Source organism: Flavobacterium sp. (assembly GCF_036515215.1).
In the GTDB taxonomy this organism is placed as follows: domain Bacteria; phylum Bacteroidota; class Bacteroidia; order Flavobacteriales; family Flavobacteriaceae; genus Flavobacterium.
Window position 1 is genome coordinate 1 of sequence record NZ_DATBVQ010000166.1, and the last position, 7,521, is coordinate 7,521.

The following is a 7,521-nucleotide window of genomic DNA, read 5'->3' on the forward strand; positions in this document are numbered from 1 at the left end:
TTCATCACCACAATCAAATCATAGCGCTCACAAAAAGCCATTGTTTTTTGGAATTTTTCATCTTCTGAATGCCAGTTTCCTATTAATCGTTGCAGTTCTTTGGGATGTGGGGTCAGAATGGTTTTTGGCAACAGCAAAGACACCCATTCTTTTTTGTTTGACAAAATATTCAACGCATCTGCGTCGACGACCAAGGGGGTATTGTTGATCTCAAGGAATCGATGGAAAGCATTTTGGGTTTCAATTTCCTGTCCCCATCCTGGACCGATGGCTATCGCCTGCGGTTTGATATCGAAGGCGATATTAGAAGCGAATTTATCGTTTTCGTCTGTCAGCACCATAACTTCCGGATTGGTCGTCTGCACTATTTCGTAGCCGCATCGTGGCACAAAAGTGGTAACCAGTCCGCAACCGGTTTTTAAGCATGCCTTTGAAGACAAAACCGCCGCCCCCATTTTGCCATAACTGCCCGCTATAATTAATGCATGTCCCTGAATCCCCTTGTGAGTATGAGGATCAATAGTTTTATACCGTTTTTGCACAGCATGCTTGTCAATGTAAACGAGATATTTCATCAGATAAAAGTACGAAAATTATAGTAAAATGGAATCGCCGCCGGATAGAAATTATAATTCCTTTCTTTCACGCTGCCTGATTTTATTTCAGCCCATAAAAAAAGGGAAAGATCAATTCGAAGTTAATAATTCACTTGGTGTTCACCGAATTCCAAGTGCAATGTACAGTTGGAAATTGCACCGAAATAATATTGAATTTACATATTTGATGCCCTAAATATGATAATTTTTCAATAAATTAGCCGCTTCAAATATCATATACAACTACAATGAAAAATACTGCGCTTACGCACATACACGAAAGTTTGGGAGCTAAAATGCTTCCGTTTGCCGGATACAATATGCCTATTTTATATGAAGGGGTCAATGCTGAACATGAAACGGTACGTAATGCCGTTGGTGTTTTTGATGTTTCGCACATGGGAGAATTCTTGCTTTCGGGTCCTAATGCCTTGGCTTTAATCCAGAAAGTGACATCAAATGACGCTTCAACATTGACTGTCGGCAGAGCACAATATTCATGTTTGCCCAACAGTGAGGGCGGCGTTGTGGATGATTTGATTATCTACAAGATGAAAGAAGAGCAGTATTTATTAGTAGTAAATGCTTCGAATATTGAAAAGGACTGGAATTGGATTTCGTCTCACAATGACTTAGGAGTGGATATGAAAAACCTGTCGGAAGACTATTCTTTATTGGCGATTCAGGGACCAAAGGCGGTTGAAGCGATGCAATCGCTGTCTTCCATAGATTTATCGGCAATAAAATACTATCATTTCGAGGTGGCAGATTTCGCCGGAATTGAGCATGTGATAATATCCGCAACGGGCTATACAGGTTCGGGAGGTTTTGAGATCTATTGCAAAAATACTGAAGTGGAACAAATATGGAAAAAAGTATTTGAAGCCGGAGCTCCTTTTGGAATTAAACCAATCGGATTGGCTGCACGTGATACTTTGCGCCTTGAAATGGGTTTTTGTTTGTACGGAAATGACATTAGTGACACTACCTCCCCACTTGAAGCGGGATTGGGTTGGATCACTAAATTCACTAAAGAGTTCACCAACTCTGAAAACTTGAAAAAGCAGAAAGAAGAAGGTGTCTCTAAAAAGCTGGTTGCTTTTGAAATGCAAGAACGTGCGGTTCCAAGACATGACTACGAGATTGTAGACGGGACTGGAGCCGTTATCGGAATAGTAACTTCGGGGACTATGTCGCCTTCGATGAACAAAGGAATTGGACTGGGTTACGTAACGGTTGCCAACAGTGCTGTAGACAACGACATCTTTATCCGAATCAGAAAAAATGATGTTCCTGCCAAAGTAGTGAAATTGCCTTTCTACAAGAAATAAAAATACACTTCCCGGACCGCTAATTCGCTAATTTCAATAATAACCTTTCGGTGTTTTAAGAAGTTAGCGAATAAGCGGTTATTTTTTTTGTATTCTATTTTTAATTTATGCGTATAAAAATTAGCTGACAAACAGTGCTTTACGTAACTTTATACTGAAGTAAAACTGATTAATTTTTGTTATTTTTTTAATACGAAAAATTGAAATGAAAACTATTTCATTGTTGCTGTTATTGACAACATTTTCGCTCTTTGCCCAAAATGATGCTAAAACATGTGAAATACTTTCAAAAATAAATACGCTTATCCAAAGCGAACATTTTCTGCCGAAACCAATAGACGATAGTCTGTCCGTTTTTGTTTTTGACCACTTCATTGACGAGCTGGACCCATCGCATAACCTATTCCTCAAGTCGGAATACGATTCGCTTTCGCAAAAATACCGTTTGCAAATTGATGACTATTTCAATGCGAAAGATTGTTCTTTTATGACCGAGATAATTAGGGCATACAAAATCGCTCTCGTCAGAAACAAGGGCTATTTAGATTCAATAGCAAAAGAAAACTTAGATTTTAAAACGAAAGATACCGTTCGGTTTTACAGGAAACCACATCCATTCTACTTGCAGGAAAATCAGCTTGAAAAAGTATGGAGAAAGAAAATAAGATACGAAACCCTAGATGATATCGTATCTAAAAACAATAATCTCGATTCGATAAAATCCAATTTTAATCTATTGGCTTTGGCATCCAAAAAAAAAATTGTAGAGAATGAACTTTGTAGGATAAACAAGGTTTTGGAAAGTAAAATGGCCTTCGGAGAAAGCATTTTTAATCATTTCTGCATCTACTTTGACCCGCACACCTCCTATTTCAGTAATGACTCCAAGTCCAACTTTGTCGCATCGCTATCGAAAGAGCATTTGTCACTGGGGTTGAACGTCAGTTTGAATGAAAAGAACGAAATTATCATTTATGCACTGAACCCAAATGGCCCCGCGTTCCAGACCGGAAAAATAAAAAAGGGAGATCAAATTATTTCCGTTTCCAACAACAAGGAAACATTGATTGTCTCTTGCTCCACAATACAGTCGATATCAACAATGATTCTTTCGGATACCAATAAGACGATCATACTGACTTTGAGAAGAAACTCCGGTCAAAATTTTGACGTGGCCATCGACAAAGAACTTATAAAAGATGAAGCGAATGCAGTCTATAGCTTTATCATCGAAGAAAAAAAAGATAAATTTGGCTACCTGAAAATCCCCAGTTTTTATGCCGGTTTTGAAGGAAACAGCGGCAAAAGCTGTGCGGAGGACGCCGCGTTGGAGATTCTGAAATTGCAGAAAGAAAACATTAAAGGCCTGATTATTGACTTAGTAGACAATGGAGGAGGTTCCATCGAAGAGGCGATAAAATTGGCTGGAATGTTCATCGATTCGGGACCTATTTCAATTATTGTCGATAACAAGCAGCTTCAGACAATAATAAACGACCCTTACAAAGACATGTTATTTAAAGAGCCAATGGTTATTTTAATAAACAGCAATACGGCATCGGCAAGTGAATTTTTCGCCTCAATTTTACAAGATTACCACAGGGCTCTGCTGTTGGGAAGCCCCACTATGGGCAAGGCAACAATGCAAACCATATTGCCGTTAGACAAAAACGACAATGAGAATTTCTTAAAAGTGACAATTAACAAATTTTACAGAATAACCGGCAAAAGCAACCAGGCGTTGGGTATTATTCCGGATGTGACCGTGCCGGCAATCTATGAAACACTTTATCCAAAAGAGAGAAACACCCCCACTTCTTTTAAAAATGACAGCTTGACAACCCAACTCCATTTTAAGCCATTCCTGAAAAGCATTTTACTTGAAAAAATCGCAGACAAAAGCAAAAATAGGATTGCTTCCGATTCCTATTTCAACGAAATAAAGCAAATAAACCAACAAATAACCGATTTAATCAATAAGCCAAAGACGGCAATACCCCTAACAATTGAAGCGATTTTCAAAGAACAAATGAAGGTGACCCGATTATCAGAAAAAATTATTGCTATTGAGGCCCATACCAACAATTTGAGCATCTGCAATTCTTATCTTAATGAATTCCTTCTGACCCTCTATCCATCAGAGAGGGAGAACAATCAATTCCAATTGGAAGCACTAAAAACAAATCACTTTTTAAAGGAGTCAATTGATATTTTGGAAGATTTCAATTCTTTAAAATAGCAATAAATGAGTTCTTTTTCCATAAATTTCGTGAAAAGAACGGCGTTTCATCTTGGTAAAAATAAGTAATAGACGTATTTTTGCTGCTCAATATAATAAATTAGAAATGGGAAGAGCGTTTGAATTCAGAAAAGGCAGGAAAATGAAACGTTGGTCAGCAATGGCTAAAGCATTTACAAGAATTGGAAAAGACATCGTAATGGCCGTTAAGGAAGGTGGTCCAAATCCTGATGCTAATTCTAGACTACGTGCGGTTATCCAAAATTCAAAGGCAGCAAATATGCCTAAAGAAAATGTGGAACGCGCCATTAAAAAAGCAACAGATAAAGACACAGCCAATTATAAGGAAGTACTTTTTGAAGGCTATGCCCCACATGGAATTGCAATTTTAGTGGAAACTGCCACTGACAATAATAATAGAACCGTTGCCAATGTTAGAAGTTATTTTAACAAATGTAACGGAGCGATGGGAACTCAGGGTTCGGTAGAATTTATGTTTGACCACACCTGTAACTTCAGAATCCCTGCAGATGGAATTGACCCCGAAGAACTGGAACTGGAATTAATAGATTTTGGTGCCGAAGAGGTTTTTGAGGACGAAGACGGAATCCTAATCTACGCTCCTTTCAACAGTTTTGGAACCATCCAAAAAGAACTGGAAAACAGAGGCCTGGAAATCCTTTCTTCCGGATTTGAAAGAATCCCTCAAATCACCAAAAAACTAACGGAAGCTGAAATGGCTGATGTTGAAAAATTGATTGAGAAACTGGAAGAAGACGATGATGTTATGAACGTGTATCATACAATGGAAGAAGCATAAACTTCACTACAATATTATGTAAAACTCCAGCTTCGGCTGGAGTTTTTTGTTTGAAATTCTATAAATTATAAACTGATTTCCATGTTTTTTCTTATTTTAAGTATTCTCTTTAGCGTAACTGTAGGGGTGATTTTCAAGGTCGGCCGAAAATATGCTTTAAACACAACCCAAATAGTGGCTTGGAACTACGTGTTTGCCCTATTGCTTTGTTACTTCTTTTTCAGCCCTGATTTAAGCGTAATTGACACATCAGCGCCTTGGAGTATTTATATTCCGTTAGGGATTTTATTACCCACTGTATTCTTGTTTTTAGCTGCCTCGATCAAGCACATGGGAATTGTAAAAACAGATGCCGCACAACGGCTTTCGCTCTTTATTCCTATACTCGCCGCTTGGTTAATATTCAATGAAGAATTCAATGGTATCAAGCTGATTGCCTTCTTAATGGCGCTACCCGCCTTATTACTTATACTATCAAAAAAAAACGACAATCCAAACAACAAATGGGTTTATCCAGCGGTGGTGCTGGTGGGTTTTGGAGTAATCGACATTTTGTTCAAGCAAATCGCTCTAACTACAAGTTTGCCTTTTACAACTTCGCTATTTATTGTTTTTGGTATATCGCTCATTGTAATTTTGGCTGTGGTACTTTACGAAATGGCATTTAAAAAAGCCCAGTTCAAAAGTAACAATTTGCTATTTGGGGCGCTTATAGGAGTATTTAATTTTGGAAATATATTGTTTTATCTTAAAGCACATCAGGCTTTCGCCAAAAATCCATCGACTGTTTTTGCAGCGATGAATATGGGCGTAATTATTATAGGAAGCATCGTGGGAATAGTTGTTTTTAAAGAGAAAGTGAGCCGTTGCAATTATTTTGGGTTACTGTTGGCAATAGTTGCTATTGTGCTTATCGCCTTTTCTCAAGTTCTCACTTAATAATAAAATTTGTTCCAAATCATATTTATAATTGGTATATTACTTGCCTAATTATTTTACAAATACAGCTTCGATGACATTCTCAAATTAAACTGGAGGGCTTTAGTAAACGACTAATATTTTATATTTTTTTTGATGATTGCAAGTTCATTATATTTGCTTCAGGTTTGACAAATACGAAGCCCTAAAATAGACTCTATTTTAATTTATTTAAATAATAATCACTTGACAAATAGACTGTTGTCAACATAAACAATGAATACATAAGGGGAAATCAATTTTTCAATGATGGTTCCCCAAAGGATGAAACTGCTGATGAAATTGAATTAATCAGACAATTATTCCTATTAAATTATAAAATATATGACAAACAACATTTTAATTGAAAATCAATATAAAAGAACCAGTTTATTTGAAAAAGAAAATGTAAACTATTTAGTTCGCATTTTAAAAAGATTTAATACCGTACCAAAGATTAACAACATCAATATTATTACCTCAACTAGTGAGCCTACCATTTTCAAAATTGTACCCAATAAATCAATTATAATTGGCACGTCCTTTTTAGACAAGCCCATATTGGCCTTAGTTTATTTAAGATATGGTATTGAATGGCAGCTATGGTACAAAGCTTTGGACAACGAAAAAAAAGATGCTGTTTTATGTGATATCGCGGCACTTGAAGTGATTCGGATATTTTATAATTTACTGCCTAAAGACGATAAAGAAAAATTAGAAGACCTAGATTATCTTCTCATTAAATTAATTAAAAACGATACCTCTTTAGACACGGAATCTTTATTAAAAAACGAAGAGTTACAATCTTTCCACGGTTTGAAAAATTCAAACACCGATCTTAAAGAATCTTGGAAACCTATTATTGAAAATCTAGCAAAACCCACGGAGTACTTATTGATGTCTGGAGGTGATCTCAGATTGAATATCGACGAAATTCATTTGCTGAATAAATACGGATGTCGCCCATTTCCAAGACCTGATGCGTTTACTTTTGCCTCATCGACGGCGTCAAGCGTTTCGAATTTTGCTTTTGACAAAACAGATAAAGTCAGGAGCATATTAATTAGAAACAGCTTGAAAAATGGTTTTAAAAATACTACTATCGAGTTTTCTGAATTGCTTAAAAACAACCTCAGAAAAATATTCAAATTAAATGAAGAATTTGAAATAATTTTTTCACCCTCAGGTACTGATTCTTCGCTTCAAATAGCGGCAATAACGCAAATTATTTCCGACAAAGAAATTACACATATTTTGGTCGCATCTGATGAAACTGGTAGTGGTGTTGCGACAGCCTTAAAAGGATGTCATTTTGAAAAAACGACAGCACTCAATTATCCAGTTAAAAAAGGTGATAAAATTGAAGGATTTAGAGATGTTGATGTAATTAAAATCCCTTTCAGAGATGAAAACGGCGCATTAAAATCTTCTAATCAACTGGATGAAGAAGTATTTAATGCCGTTTCTAGAACCAAAGACCTGGGCAGACACGTTGTCTTGCATACTATGGATCAATCGAAACTAGGTTACCAAGCTCCTAGTGACGAATTTATTAAAAAACTAAATACAATTGAAAAT

Annotated in this window: 5 protein-coding genes and 1 pseudogene; 5 read left to right on the top strand and 1 reads right to left on the bottom strand. The window is 36.5% G+C overall.

The annotated features are described in order from the left end of the window. Positions 1 to 575: ADP/ATP-dependent (S)-NAD(P)H-hydrate dehydratase (locus VIH09_RS11215; protein WP_331580982.1), on the bottom strand; the 575-nt coding region annotated here is incomplete at its 3' end. Between the two features lie 269 nt (positions 576 to 844). Here VIH09_RS11215 and gcvT point away from each other — a divergent pair. From gcvT to VIH09_RS11240, 5 genes and pseudogenes are all read left to right on the top strand, one after another. Continuing rightward, entirely contained in the window at positions 845 to 1,927 is a 1,083-nt protein-coding gene (gene gcvT / locus VIH09_RS11220; protein ID WP_331580984.1) for a glycine cleavage system aminomethyltransferase GcvT, read from the top strand. 205 nt (positions 1,928 to 2,132) lie between these two features. After that, on the top strand, positions 2,133 to 4,166 hold the full coding sequence (locus VIH09_RS11225; RefSeq protein ID WP_331580986.1) for a S41 family peptidase: 2,034 nt from the start codon (positions 2,133 to 2,135) through the stop codon (positions 4,164 to 4,166). Between the two features lie 106 nt (positions 4,167 to 4,272). Continuing rightward, a complete protein-coding gene (locus VIH09_RS11230; RefSeq protein ID WP_331580987.1) occupies positions 4,273 to 4,986 on the top strand; it encodes a YebC/PmpR family DNA-binding transcriptional regulator in 714 nt (237 codons plus the stop codon). Between the two features lie 81 nt (positions 4,987 to 5,067). Beyond that, the gene (locus VIH09_RS11235) at positions 5,068 to 5,925 is read left to right on the top strand and encodes an EamA/RhaT family transporter (protein ID WP_331580989.1); all 858 of its coding nucleotides are present in this window, start codon (positions 5,068 to 5,070) and stop codon (positions 5,923 to 5,925) included. A 363-nt stretch (positions 5,926 to 6,288) separates the two neighbouring features. Then, positions 6,289 to 7,521 (top strand): annotated as a pseudogene (locus VIH09_RS11240) (hypothetical protein); the annotation flags it as partial.

What these genes read in the sequence shown, in the direction of transcription:
- VIH09_RS11230 (WP_331580987.1), top strand. Translation starts at nt 4,273, where the DNA reads ATGGGAAGAGCGTTTGAATTCAGAAAAGGCAGGAAAATGAAACGTTGG.
- VIH09_RS11225 (WP_331580986.1), top strand. Translation starts at nt 2,133, where the DNA reads ATGAAAACTATTTCATTGTTGCTGTTATTGACAACATTTTCGCTCTTT.
- VIH09_RS11235 (WP_331580989.1), top strand. Translation starts at nt 5,068, where the DNA reads ATGTTTTTTCTTATTTTAAGTATTCTCTTTAGCGTAACTGTAGGGGTG.
- gcvT (WP_331580984.1), top strand. Translation starts at nt 845, where the DNA reads ATGAAAAATACTGCGCTTACGCACATACACGAAAGTTTGGGAGCTAAA.